Source organism: Ruegeria sp. BH8 (assembly GCF_056538065.1).
The window spans coordinates 291,557-311,944 of sequence record NZ_JBQFSP010000002.1 but is presented as its reverse complement, the minus strand read 5'-3'; the positions used below and the strand labels follow the sequence as shown (position 1 = coordinate 311,944).

Sequence of the window (20,388 nt, the reverse complement as noted above, 5' to 3'; positions counted from 1 at the left end):
AACCTCAACCTCAGATGCCCACCGTCTCTCCGGTGCGTCTCAACCGTCTTTCCAGTCCGTCAGGCCAACCTCAGTTGCGCCGGTGAAGGGGGTTCTAAGTATTACTCTCAAAACCCGCAAGCGGAAAATGACGTTATTGGTCTTTTTTTTGAATTTTCTTTGTTTATTGTTTTACTTCAATAGCTTACAGTCATTCAAAATTGACCTCCACCCTCCTGTCCGTGTACTTTTGGGCACGATCTGACTGGCAAGCCCCATAAGACAAAAGGGGCCGACACAAGATATAGAGACTCCGCAATTTCAAGATACAAGTCAGGGCGACTCGAAACGGGAAAACGAGTCGGATTTGCGGCCAGAATCCGGTCAAAATCCTCTCACCCCCGTCGGACGCCTTGTACTGCAGGTCGCTCCCTGCCGGGATGTGGACGCATCAGGCACAATGTCGGCTATTGAACGCCCTGTCTTGCGCATCCCCTAAAGATGCGGTCAGGTTCCACCAATTCACTCTTCGATCCGAAAGCAGATCAGCAATGGCGCGCAACATTCAGTTTCCTTTGGTCAGAACCGTCGGATTTGACGGCGCGCTGGTGACCTTTTCGGATAGGATGACCAACACCGCGAACCGGGCAGCGCTGGCGTTTCGGTCTGAAGTCGATCGTCTGCACTGGGATGAGGTGACCGAGTCGTCAGCCTCCCTGGGCTCGGCCTTTGTTCGGTTCGACACGCAGCGCATCTCTCATCAGAAGATGCTGCAAAAGCTTCGGGATCTGGTTGACCAGAAGGACTGGTACACTACACCCCTGCCCGCGGGTCGCAGGTTGTGGCGCGTTCCGACGGTTTACGGGACCGACCTTGCGCCCCAGCTTGACGATGCCGCCGCTGCTGCCTGCCTGTCACCGGAAGAAGCAATACGTCGGCTTGGACAATCCCGCGTGCGGGTTCTGACCATCGGCTTCGCTCCGGGGCAGCCTTATCTTGGGCCTCTGGGACCCGAATTCAACATTCCCCGGCTGCAAAGCCTGACCCCCATGGTGCCGGAAGGGGCCCTGGTTCTGGCGATCTCGCAATTTGTTCTGTTTTCCGGGCCGACGCCAACCGGGTGGCGGCATATCGGGCAGACCGCCTTTCGGTGTTTCCGTCCCGAAAGGGTCGAGGCCTTTACCCTTAGACCTGGCGATGAACTGTTGTTCGAGCCCGTTTCCCGCGACGTTCTGGAACACATCAGAGTCAACAACGAGGACGGCACAGGCGGCGCAACCTGTGAGGAGATCGCGCCATGAGCCTGATCGTCCACCGGATTGGCCCGGCCTGCACCATTCAGGATCAGGGGCGCACAGGTTTTCTGGATCAGGGGCTGTCCCGATCAGGGGCCGCGGATATTCTGGCCTTGCACGAAGGGGCGGCGCTGCTGGATCAAAGCCCAAACCTTGCGGCGCTGGAGATGGCCGGGATGGGAGGCGAGTTCGAGGCGACGCATAACACGCGCATCGCCCTGACTGGCGCACGAATGCAGGCCAGCATTGATGGCAGCCCTGTCGCCTGGAACGCCTCGCACCAACTGAGCGCCGGGCAAAGGCTGGTCATCGGGGCGACGCTGGCTGGAAACTACGGCTATCTGCATCTGGGCGGCGGTATTGATGCCGAGGTTTTTCTGGGGTCCCGCTCCACCCATCTGACAGCGCGGATTGGCCGGGCGTTACAGCAGGGTGACAGGCTGACCTGTGGACCGGATGCAGGCAACATTGGGATGAAACTGGCTGCTGCCGAGCGGTTTTCGGGTGGGGTGCTGCATGTGGTTGCCAGCTTTCAGACCCCTTTGTTTGATGGCGCAACACTTGAACGGTTTGCCCAAACCAATTTCCGGCGCGGCGCACGCGCCAACCGAATGGGCATGCAGGTGGACAGCGACGGCGACGGCTTTGCGGCCTCGGGCCAGCTGAACATCTTGTCCGAGGTGATCACCCCCGGCGATATCCAGATGACCGGCACTGGCGAGCCGTTCATCCTGTTGCCGGAATGTCAGACCACGGGCGGGTACCCTCGTATCGCGACCGTTCTGCCATGCGATATGCCCCGCGCGGCACAGACACCCGCAGGCGGCGACATCCGGTTCGAATTTGTCAGCATGGAACAGGCTGAAGAAATGCACAAAGCGTTCCTGTCAGACCTTGCGCGCCTGCCCTCAAAAGTCGAGGCACTGGTGCGTGATCCCCATGACATACCGGACCTGTTGTCCTACCAATTGATCGGCGGAGTGATCTCTGCCACCGACTAAGGAGATGTGCCAATGCCAAGCGTCGATCTGAATGCCGATTTGGGGGAAAGTTTTGGCCCCTGGAAAATGGGCGATGACGAAAGCCTGCTGAAAATCATCACCTCGGCCAACATCGCTTGTGGGTTTCATGCCGGTGATCCGGATGTAATGGCATCGACGATGAAATTGGCGGCCGAAAATGACGTAGGCATCGGCGCGCATCCCGGCTTTCCCGATTTACAGGGGTTTGGTCGGCGGAACATGAAGTTGCCCCATGACAACCTGCGCAATCTGGTCCGGTATCAGCTGGGGGCCGCAATCGGCATGGCCACCGCAGTTGGTACCAAGGTACGGCACCTGAAACTGCACGGGGCGCTGGCCAATATGTGTTCAGCCGATATCAATATGGCGCGCGCCTGTTATCAGGGTGCACTGGATGTTGATCCCGATATCATCGTCATGGTGCTGGCCGCGACAAAACAGGAAGAGGCCGTGCGTGAACTCGGGTGCAATTGGGTGGGCGAGATTTTCGCCGACCGTGCATATAACGACGACGGAACACTGGTTGATCGCAGCCTGCCCGGCGCCGTCATCCACGACGCCGACGTCGCCGGACCTCGCATCCTGAACATGGTCCGCGAAGGTGCGATCATCACCGAAAGCGGCAAGCGGCTGGAAACGTCCATCGACACAATCTGCCTGCACGGCGACGGCCCGACCGCGGTTCAAATCGCCCGCTCGGTTCGCGACAACCTGATCGGAGGCGGTGTCGAGGTCACAAAATTCACCCGCTGACCATCATGCGTTAACGTCGGCAACCCAATTTCACGACTGTTGCCCGTACAGGTCTCAGCGCCTAGCATGACGGGCAAGCACATGTTCTGAAACCTACAATTTCAAACGATAGCTCGCCCCGGTTGGGGTGTCGCGCAAGGAGGTAGTCGAATGTCCTTTGATCTGATGTCCTATCAACCCCGGGGCGACAAGAAGAACTCGGACTTCTTCGCGGAATACCTTCCGAAAATCTACGAGCGCCGGACAAGCTCGGGCATCGCCGATCAGGTCGGGCCAATGCGCGCGATCTGTATGCAGGTCGAAACCGGCGCGCTGTTCGATACGCTGGTCGAGCTTTACGTGATGACACCCTATCGCCACACCGCCAGCTATCTGGGGCAGACCCACAAATTTTCGGTCCTGCATTCGCATCCCGACTATCCCGCGCTGATCGTGATGGCCCCGCTCAGCCCAGGTTTCGAAGACTTCATTCCCCGCATCAATCGCATGTACCCGCTGGCCCGCAACACGCCGCAAACGCGGTATGTTGGCGAGATTTTCGGCGCCTGTGATCTGAAGGCGCTGACCGGGACGCTTGAGGATCAGAATATCCGCTTCGAATATGCGGGAGACACAGAAAACCCGTTCTACACATTGGACGGCTTCCGCTTTACGACCCCGTCGGATTTCACCTGCAACCGGGTCGGGTATTCGACACATGATTTCAACGACACAGACAGCCTGGGCCTTGGTGATCGCGTGTTATTGAGCGACGCGGAACAAGCCCGGCTGGATCAGGCAGCCGCGTTCGGATCTGACAGCAAAATCGCTCCTTTGATGCTGGGCATCGATCATCTGGCGACGCGCGTGCTGGCGGGTGAGCGCGAGGATGCGATCCTCGAATTCCTGACCATGGTGCCCTATTATTTCTGGGGGGCTTACAACATCTTCGACATGAACTCGTCCACCAATGTGAACCGCAACGCCAATGTGGACGATGACAAGAAATCTCCGGCCAAGGTTTTCACCGCCAACAACACGCCGTCCTTCGTCAACTCATTCGCCAAGCTGCCGATGCCGACCGAGGATTTTGTGCGCAATTTTGGCCGTCGCCTGCATCACATGGCCGTCGAGATCAAGGATGGCGACCATGGTGCCGGGGAAAAGAATGTCGACTTTGTCGTGAACACGCTTAAGGACAAGGGCGTGCCGTTCCTGGCCCATGTGGTGGGCGAATGCAAAGACGACCCGAACCTGAAACAGATCTTCTCGAAACACTCGAAGAACACGCTGCTGATCACTGAATATATCGAACGGTGTCACAAGTATGACGGGTTCTTCACCAAGGACAATGTCGCCGCCCTGACCGCCGCCGCGGGACAGGACGAACAATATCAGCACGGTCACGTCTTCGATTAAAAAAGGGCCGCGGATGACCGCAGCCCAGACCCAACAGGAGAGAATATGCCGGACCTTATGATGGCCCGATCATGAAACAGGTGACATTGCGGGCTTGCAGACGGCGACACGCAAGATCGGCCTGTTCCCGCGTCATGCCCTGGAATGTCGCATCAAAGCCGCGCGAGCTCTGACTGACCTTGCGCAGACTGCCATCCAGCGTGGTCATCTCCGACAGCGCCGTTTTCAGCAGAATCTTCTCGGCCTCGTATCGTGTGGTGTAGCGGCCCACATTGACCCCCCACAGATGCCCACCGGACGAGGACAGGCGGGTAATCACTTCCTGCTCGGGCTCTGGTGGGCTGGCGGGCTCGGTCGAGGCCAGCACCAGATTGTCCGGGCGCAATGCCGGGCGGGTGTCCGACGTTTCAACCGGCGGGGCGGTTGGGGCAACATCCGCTTCGGCAATCGCTGCGGCAATGCCGCTGCTGATACGGTCGCTGTTCTGGTCTGCCGATGCAGCAACCGCACTTGCAACCTGTGTCCCGGCACTCGGGCGCCCAAGCGGGCGCAGGCTGGATTTCGGTGCTCCGCTCAGCGCTGCGACCTGGGTATCGCCCCCCAACCCGACATTGCCCGCATAGACCGGGCGCTCAGGTTTGCGGATAGGTGCACGAGACGGGGCACGGCGAAACCCCAGATCCAGCAATTCCGCAACCTTGGCGTTCCGCGACGCCCCGGATTTACCGCCAAAGACAGTTGCGATGATACGCTCATCCTTGCGTTTAGCCGACGCCACCAGGTTGAACCCCGCCGCACGTGTGTATCCGGTCTTTATTCCGTCCGCACCCTTATAGGCCGCCAGCAGGCGGCGGTTGGTGTTGGGAACAGTCTTGATACCGGCATCCGTCGATTGGCGCGAGAACAGGTTATAATACTGCGGGTAATCATACAGCAGATGCCGTCCCAGCGTGGTCATGTCGCGCGCGCTGGACAGGTGCCCTGCCTCGGTCAGACCATGCGCATTCTTGAAGGTCGTGCGGCTCATCCCCATCGCTTTGGCGGTTCGGGTCATACGGCGGGCAAAGGCCGCTTCCGAGCCACTGATGGCAATGCCGATCGCCGTGGCCGCGTCGTTGGCCGATTTTACCGCAGCGGCGCGGATCAGATAGCGGAACGCAATCGTCTGGCCCGCGCGCAGGCCCAGCTTCGACGGGGGCTCTGCGGCTGCCTTCTGGGTAATCCGAACGGGTGTATCCAGTGTGATCTCGCCGTTTCGCACCGCCTCAAACGCGATATAGAGCGTCATCATCTTGGTCAGCGAGGCCGGGTGCAGCCGCGCATCCGCATTTCGTGAATGCAGCACCTCGCCAGTTCGGGCGTCAATCACCATAGCTGCATAAGGCGCCGCTATGGACCTGAGCGGCGCAAACGCCAGCACACATAGCAACGCTATAAGGAAAAAGCCCATTCGGGCCGGAACTGTCCGCCGAATCTGCACGATCTTTGCCTCTGTCTGCCTCGCGCTGCCGGGTTTTCCCGGTCAGCAAAAATTATTTTATTGTCCCCAAGGCTATCACAGCGACCCAATGAAATAAACCGAAAGCTGAGGTTTTCGCAGTTTCGTTTTGCCTCTGGGCTGAGGCTATATTTTGCGAATTTCCCCCTCAGAACCACCAGATGTGCGATAAAGGCAAAACTGCGCCCGGTTGCGGCAGGGTTTATGTGAAACTGAGGCGAAAAGGCAACATCACTTCAGGTCGCGCAACAGATCGGCCAGATCACCCAAATCTCTCAACTCGCGGAATCGGGTGCTTTCGACCGGGGCTTCTGCATGTTCCACCTCCCAGACCAGACCGTGGGGCACGTAGACACCCCAGCACCCGGCCTGAATCGGGGCTACGACATCTGACCGCATCGAATTGCCGATCATCATTGCGGCAGTCGGGCCATCACCATGACGGTCGAACACGAACCGATAGGTTTCGGGGGTCTTTTCGGAAACGATTTCCACCCCATCGAACAGATCACCCAGCCCGGACTGGGCCAGTTTGCGTTCCTGATCGATCAAGTCGCCCTTGGTGATCAGGATAACCCGATACGCATCGGCAACACCTTCGACGGCCTCGCGGGCATGGGGCAACAGCTCGATCGGATGGGCCAGCATCTCTTGCCCCGCTTCGATCAGCTGCCGGATGACCCAGGCCGGAACGCGGCTTTCGGTAACTTCGATCGCCGTCTCGATCATCGACAGAACAAATCCTTTGATGCCGTACCCATAGCGCTGAATGTTTCGTTTTTCTGCCGCAAGAAGACGGTCCAACAGGTGATCACGATCGGCATGATCGGCCAAGAGTTCAGCAAAACGAGCCTGCGTCATCTGAAAAAACCGTTCGTTATGCCAAAGGGTGTCGTCTGCATCAAACCCGATTGTCGTCAGCTTGGTCGTCATCCCGTTTACGTCCGCTTGCTCTTTTCACTGGCCATGCACACGTTATATAAGCGCCAAGATAAACCCCAAGCCTGAATCGGACAGTTGCACACGATGCTTGAAATGATCTGGATGATGTCTGACAAGCCGGACGACGACAGTGACGCGTCCGTCCTGGTACAGACACGCCCAAAAACCAAGCGTCCGCCTTTATACAAGGTCCTGTTGCTGAACGACGATTATACACCGATGGAATTTGTGGTGCATGTGCTTGAACGCTTCTTCGGCATGACCCATGCGCAGGCGTTCGAGATCATGCTGACCGTTCACAAGAAAGGCGTGGCCGTAGTCGGTGTTTTCAGCCACGAAATTGCCGAGACCAAAGTTGGTCAGGTGATGGATTTTGCCCGCAGGCACCAGCACCCTTTGCAATGCACAATGGAACGCGAAGAGTAAGGCCTTTGGCCTGACGCGCGCGCCTCTCTCAGCCGGAATTGCCCATGTCCCCTCGTCTGGAACTTGCCTTGCAAAACGGCCTGACGCTGTCCCCCCCTCTTAGCGTGATTTGCCCCACACCCGACCATGATCTGTCTGCGCTGGCGGGCGGCGCACAAGTTGTGCAGCCTTTCAAACCATTTCACGACCATTTCGCCGCGCAGGGTTTTGAAACGGTGTCCGACGCAGATGGCCCCTGTCAGGACGCCATTGTCTTTCTGCCCCGCGCCAAGGCACTGGCCCGGTCGCTCATTCATCAGGCCTGTGCGCGGGCGAGCGGCCTGGTTGTCGTCGACGGTGCCAAGACGGACGGTGTGGACAGCATATTGAAGGATGTGCGCAAGCGGGTTCCGGTCGAGGGACCGCTTTCCAAAGCACATGGCAAGATTTTCTGGTTTCAGGCCGATGATCAGGCCTTTGCGGACTGGGCCGCGCCGAAACATCAGATGGTTGACGGATACCACACAGCGCCGGGTGTGTTTTCAGCGGACGGGATTGATCCTGCCTCAGCCCTGTTGCTGAAGACTCTGCCTGACCGGCTTGGTCCCTGCGTGGCCGATCTGGGTGCGGGATGGGGGTATCTGTCTGCGGAAATCCTGAAGCGCTGCGGGATAACCTCGCTGCATCTGGTCGAAGCTGACCATGCGGCCCTGACCTGCTCGCGGCTTAATGTCACTCAATCCCAGGCGCATTTCCACTGGAGCGATGCCGTATCCTGGACCGCCCCGGAACCTATCGACACCGTTGTGATGAACCCGCCATTCCACACGTCTCGCAGCGCGGATCCCGCCTTGGGGCAAGGGTTTATAACCTCCGCCGCCCGCAATCTGACACGCAACGGAACCCTTTGGATGGTCGCCAACCGGCACCTTCCTTACGAAGCTACACTGAACGAACATTTCGCTCAGGTCGGTGAAATTGCCGGCGACAACCGGTTCAAGGTATTCCAGGCCTCTCGCCCTCGGCGTTAAGGCCCGTTAACCTGCGCCCCAATTCAGGAGGATTCGGATGTCCTTTTCCATCGCTGGCAAGACAGCAATCGTAACGGGCGGGGCCAGTGGCATCGGCCTGGCCATCGGGCGGCATTTCGCGGATGCGGGCGCAAATGTCATGTTTGCCGACATAGATGAAAAACGCCTGATCGACGAGCTTGGAGAACAGGCCGAAGGCAGCAATATCCGGTACTTTGCGGGCGATCTGCGCGAAAAGCTGACCATAGCCAACCTGTTATCTGCGACGCTGGATGCGTTCGACCAGGTGGATATTCTGGTCAACGGCGCACGGCAAGTGATCCCGTCTGATCCGCTGGATCCGGATGACGATTCGATGCGCACCCTGCTGAACCAGAACCTGATGCCCGCCTTGCGGCTCAGCCAGTTGGTCGCAAATCGCATGATCAAACAGGCCGACGGCGATGTCGAAAACCCGGCGGGGACGATCATCAACCTGTCCTCGATCGCGGCCCGGCGGACCCACCCCGATCTGATGGCCTATTCCGTTTCGACCGCTGCACTGGATCAGCTGACCCGGTCCCTTGCGGTTGCGCTGGCTCCGAAACGGATCCGCGTCAACTCGATCGCGCTGGGTTCGGTCATGAGCGCATCGCTACAATCGACCCTCAAGGACAATCGCGACTACCGCGTCGATATCGAAAAGCACACGCCCCTGGCCCGTATCGCCTCGGCCACGGAACTGACGGAAACCGCGCAATATCTTGCGTCTGATGCAGCTGGTTTCGTCACCGGGCAGATCCTGACAATCGATGGTGGCCGTACCCTGCTTGACCCGGTCGCAGCCCCTGCACATTAAGACCCATGTTCGAAACAGAAAAATCTACCGCCTCCGCCTGGTTTCGCCAATTGCGCGATGACATCGTTGCAGCGTTCGAAGCCCTTGAAGACAGCCACACCGACGGGCCGTTTGCCGATGCCGCACCCGGTCGGTTCGAGGTCAAGGAAACCAAACGCCAGTCGAACGATGGGTCAGACGCGGGCGGCGGGCTGATGTCGGTCATGCGCGGCGGGCGTGTGTTTGAAAAGGTCGGTGTCAATGTCTCGACTGTCTACGGCACGCTGGGCGAACGTGCGCAACAAGCGATGGCGGCGCGCAAAGGCATCCCCGGAATGACCGAAGACCCGCGCTTCTGGGCGTCGGGTATCAGCCTTGTGGCCCATATGCAGAACCCCCATGCCCCGGCGGTCCACATGAATACACGCATGTTCTGGACACCCCATGCCTGGTGGTTCGGTGGCGGCTCGGACCTCAACCCCTGCATCGAGTATGACGAGGACACCGCGCATTTCCATGCCACGCAAAAGGCGCATCTGGACCCGCACGGACCCGCCCATTACCCGCGCCTCAAGGAATGGGCTGACGAGTATTTCTATATCCCTCACCGCAAACGCGCGCGTGGCGTCGGCGGGATCTTCATGGACGACTATTGCACCGGTGACTGGCAGGCGGATTTTGCCCTGACACAGGATATTGGCAGGGCCTTTCTGCCCGCCTTCCTTCCCTTGGTTGAAAAGCGCCGCGTTCAGAACTTCTCAGAAGCGGACAAGACCACCCAACTGGTGCATCGCGGCCTTTATGCGGAATACAACCTAGTCTATGACCGGGGCACAAAATTCGGTCTGGAAACCGGGCATGACCCGGATGCCGTTCTGATGAGCCTGCCGCCGATGGCAAAATGGGTCTGACGATCAGAACGTGTCCATGATGAAATTGTCGTAGCAATAGTTCTGCGCCGACACCGCCGACATGTTTGCTCCGACTTTCTTGACCGTGATCGAATAGCCGGGTTTCGTATCGGCCCCCGGCGGCGGAGTCATGGAAAACTGCACCGTTCGCACGCCGGGTTCATACGCCCGCCAGATATAGATCCTCTGCGAGTTCGGAACGCCCAGTGTGCGAATGGCATAATCTCCGATCCCGCACCAATAATTGACCGGCGCGGATGAACCGACAGCCTTTACTTCGTAAACCCCGTCCGGCAAGGGCGTGATCTCGGTTCGGAACTGCGGCCGGACTGACAGGCCGAACCCAACGGCCCCGGCCACCGCAGGCGTCATAACAAGTGTGGCAGCGATGAATGGCTTGAGAAAACGCATGATCCAGATATCCCGAAACAATGGCACCAATACCGATAGCATAACCACGACACCCTGCGAGTAAAGTGGGGCAAACCAGCTGCGCCGGCACAGTTATCCGGGGAAATTCCACTATTCATATCGCCGGAAACAAGTACACTACCCCAAAGAATTAATAACGCATCAAACTGTCGGCAGTTCCGTTGAACAAGAGTTTTCCAAAAGACTGGTTCGATTTCCCACCCGAGAAATATGCGGATCTGGGGGCGATGTTCTATCTCGCGGGTCTGACAAAAACGCACCAGAAACGTAACCTTGCGCAAGTTCTTTATGCGTTCGAAACCCCGTTCCGCCTGGGCCAATACCAGATCTTCAGGCAAAATGGCTTTCCCCGCGGATTTGTCACTTTTGCCGGTCTCAGCCCTGACGCCGAATATCGCTATGCGGTGAAAGAAACCTCACTGACAGACAAGGATTTTACCAGCGGGTCTTCCTTCTGGATCATCGACCTTGTCGCGCCGTTTGGACAGACCAGCCAGATTGTTGATATCCTCAAGCAAGAGATCCCGCATCCGCGCGTGCGCACCAACCGAATGGACAGCGACATGACACGCAACCGGATTGTCGAATGGACGCGGGACGATGCAGGCGAGGTTCATATGCGCCTGTACCGAAAGAAGGAATTTGAGCGGATGCTGCAACAAGGCGAGGTCTAGTTGGTTTCAGTTCCGATCACAGGTGAATTGACCGGCAACGTGACCGGGTCCCCACCCAATGTGGCGATGGGGCAACCCACGCTGAACAACGGAAACTTTACACCGCTCACCCAAACCTGGACAATTGCGACACCCCCTGCCAACGGTACAGCCACGATCGACCCAAATACCGGTGAGTGGACCTATACGGTCGATCCGACGTATTTCGACAGCCTCGACAATGGTGAAGTTGTCTTTGATTCCTTCTTCATCAGTGTCTCGGGAACAACGCAAGCCGGTCCGATTACACTTCCTTTTACCGGCTCTCCGGACCCGGTAGAGGTGGTCATCCGGATCGAAGGCGTGTGTTTCGTAGCCGGAACCCTGATCGAGGCCGAAAACGGCCCCCGCGCCATAGAGACCCTGAAGGTCGGGGACAAGGTGGCGACAGCCGATCACGGGTTGCAACCTGTTCGCTGGATCGAAAGCAGCACGATCCCACCCGACCGATTACGCAATGAACCCGCAATGTGGCCCGTTCGCATCTCGGCAAGCAGTCTGGGATCCAACACACCCTCGCGGGATCTTCTGGTGTCTCAGCAGCACCGTATTCTGGTGAAAGGCCCCCGGGTCGAACTGCTTTTCGGAACCACCGAAGCGCTGGTTGCCGCCAAGCACCTGTGCAGATGGCCCGGAATAGGGCTCGATACCTCGGTTGAAACGGTCGAGTATCTTCACATCCTGCTGGATCGGCACGAAATCCTCTCGGCGGATGGGGCACAGGCAGAAAGCCTGTTTCTGGGGGAAGAGGCGCTACATACCCTTTCATCCGACGCGCTCCAGGAACTGGCCGCCATATTTCCCGACCGTCCCTCCTCTGGCCATCAGGGGTTTGGGCGCGCCGCGCGCCTTATCCTGCTGGAACACGAAGCCCGCGCACTTGCCTGAGGTCAGGTGCCAGTCCCGATACGGCCACCGACATTCTGCGGGGCCAGTGCAACCGTCTTGATCACGGCATGGCACGTGCTGCCCGGCTGCAAGTTCAACGCCGCAACTGACCGGCGCGTGACCCGTGCAAGAACAGTCCCAGCCAGTGTCCTGACCGACACGATCGCTCCGGGACCTTCACCCGACCGGATCGAGTCGACCGTCCCGCTGAGCACGTTCAATGCCGACAGACCCTCGGGCTTTTGGACGGACAGGATCACCTCTTGCGCCGGAATGCGAATTCGCAGATGCGCGCCGACCTCCTGCCCGATACGTGGCAGAAACAGACGCGCGCCATTTGCGTTCAGCTCGGTCAACCCGTCAGCGTGGTGCTGGTGCACCTGCACTTCCAACACGGCCCCGACCGCGCGCACACCTGCGGGCGCCACGGACGGATCCGACAGAACCTCGGACGCGGGGCCATGGCGGACGACCCTGCCATCCTGCAAAGCGACAACCGATGTGGCCAGACGGGCCACCTCGTCGGCTGAGTGGGTCACATACAGGATCGGGACAGACACCTCATCCCTGAGACGCTCGAAATAGGGCAGGATCTCCGCCTTGCGGGCCTCGTCCAGCGCCGCAAGCGGTTCATCTGCAAGGATCAGTCGCGGGCTGGCCAGCAACGCCCTGCCTATCGACACGCGCTGTTTTTCGCCTCCTGACAACCCGGCTGGACGGCGATTCAGAAGGTGGCCGATCCCCAGCATCTCGATGACCTTTTCCGGGTCTTCACGCCGCGCGCTTTTGGGGGCGAACCAGCGGCCATAGGCAAGGTTCTGGCGCACGGTCAGATGCGGGAACAACCGCCCCTCCTGAAAAATATAGCCCAACCGCCGCCGGTGCGGTGGCAGCCAATGCCCCCTATCGGTGTCAAACAACACCCAGTCATCCACGGCCACCCTGCCCGCGCGCGGCCGCAGCAATCCGGCCACCGCGTTGACAATCGTGGTCTTGCCCGACCCGGAACGCCCAAACAGCACGGTCACACCGGGTGGCGCGTCAAAACTGACCTCCAGATCGATCCCCGGCAGCTGATGATGCAAGCGAACGGACAGGCTCATGATCCGGCCACCCGCGCGGCGGCGCGCCGTCCCACATATTCCGACAGCAGTAACGCGCCCATGGCAATGACGATCGAGATCAGGACCAGCCGTGTTGCAGCAGCTTCGCCCCCCGGCACCTGCAAAAAGGCGTAAACAGCCGATGGTAATGTCTGCGTCTGGCCCGGAATATTCGAAACGAATGTAATCGTGGCCCCAAACTCACCCATGGCCTTGGCAAAGGCCAGAATGGCCCCGGCGATGACACCGGGCAGGATCATCGGCAAGGTCACGGTCAGAAACACCATAGGCCGCGACGCCCCCAGCGTCGCCCCCGCCTGTTCCAGCTTCGGGTCCACCGCCTCGATCGACAGACGTATCGCCCGGACCATCAGCGGAAACGCCATGATACCAGCGGCCAGCGCGGCCCCAGTCCAGCGAAAGGCAACCACAATGCCGAACTCGGCCAAGAACCGCCCCAACGGCCCCTGAATGCCGAAGGTCAGCAACAGCAGATACCCCGTCACAACCGGCGGCAGGATCAAAGGTAAATGCACCAGACCATTCAGAACCTGCCGCCCGGGGAACCGCCAGCGGGCCAGAATGTAGGCCACGAAAATCCCGACCGGCAAAGTCGCCAGCGTCGCCCAGAATGACACGCGCAGCGACAGCTTCAGCGCTTCGACTTCAGCGGGGCCCAACCACTCCAACGCGATCACCCGCCCGGCAAGGAAAATCCCTGCTCCTGAAAAATAGCCAAAGCCGCATCGCTGTGCAGATGATCCAGAAAAGCCCGCGCCGCACCCGTGGCATTACCTGTCATCGCCGCCGGATAGATGATCGGAGGGTGCAGGTCGTTGGGAATACTGGCCACAACACTGACCCGCTGTTCCGCCTGCGCATCCGATCGATAGACGATCCCCAGAGGCGCAGCACCCGTTGCCACAAGGGCCAGCGCAGCGCGCACATTGTCGGTTTGTGCCACTCGGTCCTGCACCGCCCCCCACAGGTTCAGCCCCTGCAAAGCCGCCTTGCCGTAGATACCGGCGGGCACCGCATCGACCAGCGCCATGGCCAGAAAGCCTTCGCCCAGTTCGGCCCTGAGGTCATGAACCACCCGAATGTCGCCCAGAACAGGACGCCCCGCAGCGCCGATCAGAACCAGACTGTTGCCCAGCAAATCCGACCGTGTCCCTGGCCGCAGCAAGCCCTGCTGTTCCAGAAAATCCATCCATTCGACATTGGCCGAGATGAACACGTCCGCAGGCGCACCCTGCTGAATCTGCCGCGCCAGTACCGAAGACGCCGCGTAAGACACGGTGACATCCTGCCCCGTCCGCTCTGTGTATTCCGTTGCAATTTCGTCCAAAGCGGTCTTGAGACTGGCCGCGGCGAAAACCAAAACCCCTTCTGCCCCGGCCCGGACCGGAGCCAGCACAAATGCGCCAAGGACCAGTGCCACCATCCAGATACGGCAGGCGAAGGGTAGGATCATGTGTGCTCCCGACCGGAAAGTTGCAGTCTCTTCGGGCATATCGGAGGCCATAGGGCGCTTGCAAGCGCCTTTGATCTTTTCCAGACCACATGCCTGAAACCCACGCAGACCTGCCTCATAAGCCCATGCTCACCGAGGCTGGCGTCTTTGAGGGCGGCATTTCCTATCCGCAACCCATCGCGGAATAAAAATCTCACAGACCCTCTTGCGCCCGCCCGCTGGCTTGGCTACATGCAGCGTCACGGGTGATTAGCTCAGTTGGTAGAGCGCTTCGTTTACACCGAAGATGTCGGGAGTTCGAGTCTCTCATCACCCACCATTCCAACCTTTTGAAATTAAAGAAAACCCTTGCAATCAAGGACGTATGTCCGTTTGAAGGTTACAACTTTGGTTACAAAAGGTGTTCCCATGGCAGGTAAGGTTCGCAACCTCGTCAACCGTTCCGGTCGGTATCATGCCCGACTTGTGGTGCCCAAAGACCTACGGGGAATCATCGGCAAGACGGAACTACGCACCCCGCTAGGTGGTGACTACCGTCAGGCGCTCAAGCTGCTACCGGGCGCCGTTGCACAGCTACAGCACAAGATTGCGCTGGCTGAACAACAAGCCAACCCAAATCAACTACCGAACACTCCTGCGCGCTACCCCTTAGCACCGGGTCAGATCGCTCACAGCCACTATCACCAGCGGATGGCCTTTGATGACCAACTCAGAAATGATCCACGTTACTCTGCTGTTGGCATTGATGACTTGTTGGTTGATCGCCTGCGCACTGCCATAGCTGGAAATGCCAATGACGCTGAGCTAGGCGAACTGGTCGGCGCACAGATTGAACGCTTCCGGGCTGTTGGCAATGTGGACGCGGCACCGGGCAGCACCGAATGGCGTGAGATAGCTCGTGCCCTTTGCCATGCGGAGCTAGAAGCCCTTGCGCACGTCGCTGAGCGCGATGAAGGCGATTTTACAGGCACACCCACCGCGCCTATCATTGTGAACGCACAGCCCCCGGAAAACGCCCCTACGCCAGTCAGTATCAAACAGCTCTGGAAAGACTATGTTGTGCACCGGCAGCAAGCCGGGTTCATGCGGTCTGGCACAGGCCGACAACAGCCGGTGATTGAAAAGCTCGTCAAACACCTAAAACACAACGACGCCACACGGGTCACCAAGAAAGACCTGATCGCGTGGCGTGATCACCTGATGCGCGACCTGTCAGCCAAGACCGTCAGCGATGTGTATCTCTCAACCGTCCGCTCCGTATTCTCATGGGCGGTAGAGAACGACGTTTTACCTGAGAATCCGGCTGCCAACGTGCGGCAAGCAAAGCCTAAGAAACAGCATACCCGGGAACGAGGCTACGTGGATGCCGAAGCGAACAAGGTGTTGAGGGCCAGCCGCTCTTACAAGCCCAACGAAGATGAGCGTGGCTATGTCAGAGAAAAGTCGCACTTGGTGGCTGCAAAGAGGTGGGCACCTATCATCTGTGCCTTTACTGGCGCGCGCGTCTCAGAGATTACCCAGCTTCGTAAAGAAGATGTGCGCCAGATCGACGGGCAATGGGTGATTAGGATCACACCCGATGCCGGTTCGGTTAAGACAGGTGGATATCGTGACGCCCCGCTGCACCCTCAAATCATCGACGAAGGGTTTATCGACTTTGTAGAAGCCGCCAAACCCGGCCCGATGTTCCACGGTGCGACGAAACAGGAAGACTATTCGCGCAAGGCAAAGCGTATCGCTAATCAGGTCGCAGAATGGCTCAGCAAATCGGGCCTGACACCAGAAGGGCTACTGCCTAACCATGCGTGGCGGCACCGGCTCAAGACCCAGTGCCGCGAACTTGGCATCTCAGATCGTGTAGTTGATGCCATTCAAGGCCACGCCGGGAAAACGGCAGGTGATGACTACGGCGACGTAACGTTGAAAACCAAGATCGACGCTATCAATCAGCTTCCACCATACGATCTATACTAGTGCTTCAAGGGCAAGCATAGATGTCGGCTTGAACGACCGTTATTTCAGATGATGTCGATGTTGACGAAACTACGAACGCGTTGCCGCCTCTTTGATAGGTCGCATTTCTGACTTTGTTATAGGCGCTTTCGACATCCTCTGCGATGCCCAAACCCATGCTCTCTGACCCGGTTACCGGCCCGATGAAGGCGCAAGAACTAGTCATGCCGGGTGAGATTTGTCTAACTCGCTCAGCTCCGGGAACTAATTCAGTTGAGCAGCCTATTAGTGCGGTGGCTGAAACTAAGAGCATAGTTGTGCGGATCATTATTCAGTGTCCCTATTCGTTTGAGCGGAATTTCCAGTCATTTTGAATGTTAGTCAACCACCAGCGGTGGGCGCTCTCACACCTTATTAGTTGCATATGTAACTTTTAGCTTTAACCGCGATTCACTGTGTGGTATTTTTGCCACACTACTATTCTCACGTGGATCGCATGGCCCTTACCAAGATCAAAAAAGCACTCGGATTTGGCGTCGAAGAAAAGGCGCTGACCCTTACCGACCCGGACGCCCTGACACTGTTCGGAGTGTTGCCGACCGCAACCGGCCTGTCTGTCGGTCCGGGCAATGCAATGCGTGTTCCCGCGGTCAACTGCGCCGTGTCGCTCATCTCAGAGACCATCGGTGCGCTGCCGGTCAAACTCTATGACCGCGCATCCAAAGACACCCTGACCGATCATCCTGCCTATCGGCTTGTGCATGGGCGCGCGAACCCTTGGACAAGCGCTGCAAAGCTGCGCGAGCAGCTGACCATTGACGCCCTGCTGCATGGCGCTGGCCATGCTCAGGTAGTCCGCCTTTCTGACGACACGCCATATGAGCTGCACCGGCTGGAACCGTGTAAAGTCCAGCGGGATCAGGAACCGGATGGCGAACCCTTTTACCGCGTCACTACCGATCATGGTCAGGTGCGGCTTTCCTATCGCGACGTGCTCAGGATCGAAGCGCTTGAAGGCGGCATTTCACCGATCACACTAGGCAGAAATGCCATCGCATTGGCTGCGAGTTTTGAAGACCATATCGCCACCTTCTTCAAGAATGGTGGCCGCCCTTCCGGGATAATCAAGATTCAGAAATCTATGAACCCTGAAGCCAAAAAGGCACTCGCTGAGAGTTTTTTCAGAACTCATAGCGGCGGCGGTGCTGGTGGCGTAGCAATCTTTGACGAAGGGATGGAATACATTCCGCTCACGGTATCCCCGGCAGACGCTCAATTCGCTGAAAACCGCCTTGAACAGATCAACGAAATCGCTCGTGTTTTCAGGGTGCCGCCCACCATGTTGTTCGAGCTGTCGCGCGGCACATGGTCGAACACCGAAGAAATGTTCCGCCAGTTTCACACCGTCACGCTTAAGCCGTGGCTGAAGGACTGGACCGACGCATATGCACAATGTCTGCTGACGCCTGAAGAACAGGATGACGCCTACTTTGAGGCTGTCACAGATGATCTGCTGACCACCGACACAGCCGCCCGCGCCACCGCATACGGCCAGTATCGCAGCATGGGCGTTCTATCTGCGAATGACGTTCGCGCTGGCCTCAATCTGCCGCCCCGTGAAGGCGGTGATGATCTGAGCAATCCCTACACCACGACGACCACAACCACGACCGGCCCGGCGTCGGCACCGAAAAAGGATGAGTTAGCATGAGCAGTGAAGGGCCTAAGCCCACTCCGCAACCCGCCAAGGTTAAGAAAAAGAAGAAACGCAAATCTTTGCAGGCAAACGCCCCGTTCTGGGTCCAGCTTAATAATTCTGGCAAGCGCCCGAAGCGGAACAAGATCAAATGAACCTGACCCACACCGCTTTTTTCGGCGATGGCGAATACACGTTCGCCCTGACCGATGAGATGATCACTGAGCTTGAGCGCCTTGCTGGTCTGGGAATCGGTGCGCTCTATTCTCGTGTGATCAGTCGTCAGTTTAATGTCGCTGATCTGGTTGAGATCATCCGGCTTGGTCTGATCGGTGGTGGCACCAATCCCGAACGTGCCGCACAGCTCACAGACACCTACGCCCGGAACCGACCCTTTGTAGAAGTGCTTCCCGTCGCACTGGATATTCTGGATGCGCGTTGGTCCGGCACTGTCACTGAAAAACCTGACACCCCCGATGCAGCACAAACCGGCGACCTGTCGGCAGCCCTGAATGAGGCTGCCGCATGACTGATCGCATCGAAGTCAAAGCCGCCCTGTCAGTAACCGACGCAGGCGAGATCACCGGGATTGCATGGCCGTTTGGCTCTGCTGACCGGGTTGGAGATGTGATCGAAAAGGGCGCGCTCACATCCCCTGAAAGCCTGCCGATGCTGTTTGCGCACGATCAGGCGCAAGTCATCGGCGTATGGGACCAGATCACCGAAACAGACGAAGGCTTGACCGTCAAAGGCCGCCTGCTGGTGGATGACGTTGAGCGTGCCCGTGAAGTGCGCGCCATGATCCGCACCAAGGCCGTATCCGGTCTGTCCATCGGCTTTGTCACCAAACAGCACAAACGCCACGCTAAGGGCCGCACCATCACCGCAGCCGCCCTGCATGAAATCTCTGTTGTCGCCGTCCCGTGTCATCCGGGCGCACAGATCACGTCCATCAAATCGGATGACCCCCTGACCCCCTCTATGGAGACCCCCAAGTTGGAAAAAGAAGAAATCGAGACAGAGCAGAAGGCCGCAGCCCCGGCCAACGATACGCCGCAGGTGCCCCAGATCGACACCAAGGCACTCGACAAGGTCATTGCCCGCCTGGACAAACTGGAAGCCAAAGGCAACCGGCCTCAGATCACCAGCCCGGCCAACCCCGTTATGGGCGGCGAAGAAGTCAAAGCCTTCGCGGCCTATCTGGCAACCGGTGAAAAGAAAGCGCTGACCACCGCAAGCGACACGTCCGACCACGTTCTGGCACCGGAAGACGTGCAGTCTGAATTCATCCGCAATCTGGTCGAGTTCAGCCCCGTGCGGTCTATCGCAGATGTCCGCACCACCCAGCGCGGCAGCGTCATTCTGCCTAAGCGAACCGGCGTCACGAATGCCGTCTGGGTTGACGAAACCACCGCCCGGACAGGCAGCCAGCCTGCCTTTGGCCAGTCCAAAATCGCAATCAACGAGATCGCGACCTACGTTGATATCTCGTTGCAGCTTGCCGAAGACAGCGACAACGTTCTGAGCGAAGTAAACTTGGCTCTGGCTGAGGACTTTGCGCAGAAAGAGAACTTGGCCTACGTCAATGGCAACACCGCCCTTGAGCCTGCCGGGTTCATGGCTGACGCCAACATTGCCGACACAGTATCGACCAGCACTTCGGCAGTCTCGCCTGATGAGCTGATCGCCCTGATGTATGCCCTGCCGGCCACCTACCGGAACAAAGGCGTCTGGGTGATGAACGCGCAGACGCTGGCAGCTATCCGCACCCTGAAAGATGGGCAGGGCAACTACCTCTGGCAAAAGTCATACGAAAAGGGCGAACCGGAACGTATCTTGGGCCAGCCGGTGGTTGAAGCTGTTGATATGCCGGATATCGGTGCAGACGCAGAACCGATCATCTTCGGCGACTTCAAGCGCGGCTATCGCATCTATGACCGCCTGTCGCTTGCTGTTCTGAGTGACCCTTACACGCAGCGCATCAACGGTCTGGTTCGCTACCACGCGCGCCGCCGGACTGGTGCCGGTGTGGTCATGCCTGCCGCGTTCCGCAAGCTGAAGATGGCACCGTAAGCCAA

The 20,388-nt window shown here is 58.4% G+C and carries 22 protein-coding genes and 1 tRNA gene; 16 read left to right on the top strand and 7 right to left on the bottom strand.

Annotated features, from left to right (window positions below):
• The 5 genes from ACR0AD_RS08645 to ACR0AD_RS08625 form a co-directional block, all read left to right on the top strand.
• On the top strand, positions 1-183 hold a 183-nt coding region (locus ACR0AD_RS08645; RefSeq protein ID WP_480486824.1), incomplete at its 5' end, for a hypothetical protein.
• 347 nt (positions 184-530) lie between these two features.
• The gene (locus ACR0AD_RS08640) at positions 531-1,280 is read left to right on the top strand and encodes a 5-oxoprolinase subunit B family protein (protein ID WP_480486822.1); all 750 of its coding nucleotides are present in this window, start codon (positions 531-533) and stop codon (positions 1,278-1,280) included.
• A complete protein-coding gene (locus tag ACR0AD_RS08635; protein ID WP_480486821.1) occupies positions 1,277-2,275 on the top strand; it encodes a 5-oxoprolinase subunit C family protein in 999 nt (332 codons plus the stop codon). Before ACR0AD_RS08640 ends, ACR0AD_RS08635 begins: the two co-directional genes overlap by 4 nt.
• Positions 2,276-2,287: 12 nt before the next feature.
• Positions 2,288-3,049 (top strand): LamB/YcsF family protein, encoded by a 762-nt coding sequence (locus tag ACR0AD_RS08630; protein WP_480486819.1) that lies wholly within the window; start codon positions 2,288-2,290, stop codon positions 3,047-3,049.
• 150 nt (positions 3,050-3,199) lie between these two features.
• Positions 3,200-4,447 (top strand): hypothetical protein, encoded by a 1,248-nt coding sequence (locus ACR0AD_RS08625; RefSeq protein WP_480486817.1) that lies wholly within the window; start codon positions 3,200-3,202, stop codon positions 4,445-4,447.
• A gap of 55 nt (positions 4,448-4,502) precedes the next feature.
• Here the strand turns inward: ACR0AD_RS08625 and ACR0AD_RS08620 are convergent, their stop codons facing one another.
• Complete coding sequence (locus ACR0AD_RS08620) at positions 4,503-5,897, bottom strand: D-alanyl-D-alanine carboxypeptidase family protein (RefSeq protein ID WP_480483349.1); 1,395 nt, start codon at positions 5,895-5,897, stop codon at positions 4,503-4,505.
• Between the two features lie 279 nt (positions 5,898-6,176).
• Positions 6,177-6,878, bottom strand: a complete 702-nt coding sequence (locus ACR0AD_RS08615) for an HAD family hydrolase (protein WP_480483347.1) — start codon at positions 6,876-6,878, stop codon at positions 6,177-6,179.
• 93 nt (positions 6,879-6,971) lie between these two features.
• Between ACR0AD_RS08615 and clpS the strand changes: the two genes are divergently transcribed.
• Genes clpS through hemF form a run of 4 tightly spaced genes read left to right on the top strand, consistent with a single transcriptional unit; the run spans position 6,972 to position 10,051 of the window.
• The gene (clpS, locus tag ACR0AD_RS08610) at positions 6,972-7,313 is read left to right on the top strand and encodes an ATP-dependent Clp protease adapter ClpS (RefSeq protein WP_209598551.1); all 342 of its coding nucleotides are present in this window, start codon (positions 6,972-6,974) and stop codon (positions 7,311-7,313) included.
• 44 nt (positions 7,314-7,357) lie between these two features.
• Complete coding sequence (locus ACR0AD_RS08605) at positions 7,358-8,323, top strand: class I SAM-dependent methyltransferase (RefSeq protein ID WP_480486815.1); 966 nt, start codon at positions 7,358-7,360, stop codon at positions 8,321-8,323.
• A gap of 37 nt (positions 8,324-8,360) precedes the next feature.
• Positions 8,361-9,161, top strand: coding sequence for an SDR family NAD(P)-dependent oxidoreductase (locus ACR0AD_RS08600; protein WP_480483341.1), 801 nt, complete (start codon positions 8,361-8,363; stop codon positions 9,159-9,161).
• Positions 9,162-9,166: 5 nt separating this feature from the next.
• Entirely contained in the window at positions 9,167-10,051 is an 885-nt protein-coding gene (gene hemF / locus ACR0AD_RS08595; RefSeq protein WP_480483339.1) for an oxygen-dependent coproporphyrinogen oxidase, read from the top strand.
• Between the two features lie 3 nt (positions 10,052-10,054).
• On the opposite strand, the gene ACR0AD_RS08590 is transcribed toward hemF, so the two are convergent.
• Positions 10,055-10,504 carry a hypothetical protein gene (locus ACR0AD_RS08590; RefSeq protein WP_480483337.1) on the bottom strand — a complete coding sequence of 150 codons (450 nt, stop codon included), beginning with the start codon at positions 10,502-10,504 and terminating at the stop codon, positions 10,055-10,057.
• Positions 10,505-10,644: 140 nt separating this feature from the next.
• Here ACR0AD_RS08590 and ACR0AD_RS08585 point away from each other — a divergent pair, with 140 nt between their 5' ends.
• Positions 10,645-11,157 (top strand): toxin-activating lysine-acyltransferase, encoded by a 513-nt coding sequence (locus ACR0AD_RS08585; protein WP_209507836.1) that lies wholly within the window; start codon positions 10,645-10,647, stop codon positions 11,155-11,157.
• Positions 11,158-12,084, top strand: coding sequence for a Hint domain-containing protein (locus tag ACR0AD_RS08580; RefSeq protein ID WP_480486813.1), 927 nt, complete (start codon positions 11,158-11,160; stop codon positions 12,082-12,084). It begins immediately after the preceding gene.
• Between the two features lie 2 nt (positions 12,085-12,086).
• Here ACR0AD_RS08580 and modC read toward each other — a convergent pair whose 3' ends face one another.
• From modC to modA, 3 genes are read right to left on the bottom strand one after another with little or no spacing between them, the layout of a single operon-like run.
• Complete coding sequence (modC, locus tag ACR0AD_RS08575) at positions 12,087-13,187, bottom strand: molybdenum ABC transporter ATP-binding protein (protein ID WP_480486811.1); 1,101 nt, start codon at positions 13,185-13,187, stop codon at positions 12,087-12,089.
• Positions 13,184-13,876 carry a molybdate ABC transporter permease subunit gene (gene modB / locus ACR0AD_RS08570; RefSeq protein WP_209598758.1) on the bottom strand — a complete coding sequence of 231 codons (693 nt, stop codon included), beginning with the start codon at positions 13,874-13,876 and terminating at the stop codon, positions 13,184-13,186. Before modB ends, modC begins: the two co-directional genes overlap by 4 nt.
• A 5-nt stretch (positions 13,877-13,881) precedes the next feature.
• Complete coding sequence (gene modA / locus ACR0AD_RS08565; RefSeq protein WP_480486809.1) at positions 13,882-14,661, bottom strand: molybdate ABC transporter substrate-binding protein; 780 nt, start codon at positions 14,659-14,661, stop codon at positions 13,882-13,884.
• Positions 14,662-14,904: 243 nt separating this feature from the next.
• Here modA and ACR0AD_RS08560 point away from each other — a divergent pair.
• Both ACR0AD_RS08560 and ACR0AD_RS08555 read left to right on the top strand, forming a co-directional pair.
• Positions 14,905-14,980: transfer RNA gene (locus tag ACR0AD_RS08560), tRNA-Val, on the top strand.
• Between the two features lie 89 nt (positions 14,981-15,069).
• Entirely contained in the window at positions 15,070-16,635 is a 1,566-nt protein-coding gene (locus ACR0AD_RS08555) for a DUF6538 domain-containing protein (protein WP_480486807.1), read from the top strand.
• Positions 16,636-16,639: 4 nt separating this feature from the next.
• Here ACR0AD_RS08555 and ACR0AD_RS08550 read toward each other — a convergent pair whose 3' ends face one another.
• Entirely contained in the window at positions 16,640-16,927 is a 288-nt protein-coding gene (locus ACR0AD_RS08550; RefSeq protein ID WP_480486843.1) for a DUF4156 domain-containing protein, read from the bottom strand.
• 183 nt (positions 16,928-17,110) lie between these two features.
• On the opposite strand from ACR0AD_RS08550, the gene ACR0AD_RS08545 reads away from it, so the two are divergent.
• The 3 genes from ACR0AD_RS08545 (at position 17,111) to ACR0AD_RS08535 (ending at position 20,383) form a co-directional block, all read left to right on the top strand.
• Positions 17,111-18,325, top strand: a complete 1,215-nt coding sequence (locus ACR0AD_RS08545) for a phage portal protein (RefSeq protein ID WP_480486806.1) — start codon at positions 17,111-17,113, stop codon at positions 18,323-18,325.
• Between the two features lie 136 nt (positions 18,326-18,461).
• Complete coding sequence (locus ACR0AD_RS08540) at positions 18,462-18,839, top strand: gene transfer agent family protein (RefSeq protein ID WP_480486805.1); 378 nt, start codon at positions 18,462-18,464, stop codon at positions 18,837-18,839.
• Positions 18,836-20,383 carry a phage major capsid protein gene (locus ACR0AD_RS08535; RefSeq protein ID WP_480486803.1) on the top strand — a complete coding sequence of 516 codons (1,548 nt, stop codon included), beginning with the start codon at positions 18,836-18,838 and terminating at the stop codon, positions 20,381-20,383. The genes ACR0AD_RS08540 and ACR0AD_RS08535 overlap by 4 nt, the downstream gene beginning before the upstream one ends.
• Positions 20,384-20,388 lie beyond the last annotated feature (5 nt).

Coding starts and splice junctions, on each gene's coding strand:
- ACR0AD_RS08550 (WP_480486843.1), bottom strand. CDS start 16,927: ATGCTCTTAGTTTCAGCCACCGCACTAATAGGCTGCTCAACTGAATTA.
- ACR0AD_RS08625 (WP_480486817.1), top strand. CDS start 3,200: ATGTCCTTTGATCTGATGTCCTATCAACCCCGGGGCGACAAGAAGAAC.
- ACR0AD_RS08535 (WP_480486803.1), top strand. CDS start 18,836: ATGACTGATCGCATCGAAGTCAAAGCCGCCCTGTCAGTAACCGACGCA.
- ACR0AD_RS08545 (WP_480486806.1), top strand. CDS start 17,111: ATGGCCCTTACCAAGATCAAAAAAGCACTCGGATTTGGCGTCGAAGAA.
- ACR0AD_RS08635 (WP_480486821.1), top strand. CDS start 1,277: ATGAGCCTGATCGTCCACCGGATTGGCCCGGCCTGCACCATTCAGGAT.
- clpS (WP_209598551.1), top strand. CDS start 6,972: ATGCTTGAAATGATCTGGATGATGTCTGACAAGCCGGACGACGACAGT.
- ACR0AD_RS08555 (WP_480486807.1), top strand. CDS start 15,070: ATGGCAGGTAAGGTTCGCAACCTCGTCAACCGTTCCGGTCGGTATCAT.
- ACR0AD_RS08540 (WP_480486805.1), top strand. CDS start 18,462: ATGAACCTGACCCACACCGCTTTTTTCGGCGATGGCGAATACACGTTC.
- modA (WP_480486809.1), bottom strand. CDS start 14,661: ATGATCCTACCCTTCGCCTGCCGTATCTGGATGGTGGCACTGGTCCTT.
- ACR0AD_RS08630 (WP_480486819.1), top strand. CDS start 2,288: ATGCCAAGCGTCGATCTGAATGCCGATTTGGGGGAAAGTTTTGGCCCC.
- ACR0AD_RS08600 (WP_480483341.1), top strand. CDS start 8,361: ATGTCCTTTTCCATCGCTGGCAAGACAGCAATCGTAACGGGCGGGGCC.
- ACR0AD_RS08590 (WP_480483337.1), bottom strand. CDS start 10,504: ATGCTATCGGTATTGGTGCCATTGTTTCGGGATATCTGGATCATGCGT.
- ACR0AD_RS08640 (WP_480486822.1), top strand. CDS start 531: ATGGCGCGCAACATTCAGTTTCCTTTGGTCAGAACCGTCGGATTTGAC.
- modC (WP_480486811.1), bottom strand. CDS start 13,187: ATGAGCCTGTCCGTTCGCTTGCATCATCAGCTGCCGGGGATCGATCTG.
- ACR0AD_RS08605 (WP_480486815.1), top strand. CDS start 7,358: ATGTCCCCTCGTCTGGAACTTGCCTTGCAAAACGGCCTGACGCTGTCC.
- hemF (WP_480483339.1), top strand. CDS start 9,167: ATGTTCGAAACAGAAAAATCTACCGCCTCCGCCTGGTTTCGCCAATTG.
- ACR0AD_RS08620 (WP_480483349.1), bottom strand. CDS start 5,897: ATGGGCTTTTTCCTTATAGCGTTGCTATGTGTGCTGGCGTTTGCGCCG.
- ACR0AD_RS08615 (WP_480483347.1), bottom strand. CDS start 6,878: ATGACGACCAAGCTGACGACAATCGGGTTTGATGCAGACGACACCCTT.